1 pseudogene is annotated in these 323 nt (G+C 40.6%); it reads right to left on the bottom strand.

The window, feature by feature from the left end:
- Nucleotides 1-323 (bottom strand): annotated as a pseudogene (locus A3714_RS18270) (collagen-like protein); the annotation flags it as partial.

Here is a 323-nt window from a genome sequence, read left to right as displayed (position 1 = left end):
CTTGCTCACCAGTATCACCTTTAGGACCTTGTGGTCCAATTGGTCCTTGCTCACCAGTATCACCTTTAGGACCTTGTGGTCCAATTGGTCCTTGCTCACCAGTATCACCTTTAGGACCTTGGATAACTTCACCAGATGGTGCAACATATTCTGATTTCTTCAAATATGTTGTTTCAGCGTGTTCTTTTGTTTCCAAGTGATCAATTGTGGGAACGTCAGATTTACGAACGTATGATGACAACTCACTATTAAATACATATTTAGCATCCGCTTGATATTCAGTAATGTATCCTGTGACAACAGGGATTTCAGACTTTAAAGCA

The sequence above is a fragment of the Alcanivorax sp. HI0007 genome (genome assembly GCF_001635525.1).
GTDB lineage: Bacteria > Pseudomonadota > Gammaproteobacteria > Pseudomonadales > Alcanivoracaceae > Alcanivorax.
This window is presented reverse-complemented; position numbering and strand designations above follow the sequence as displayed.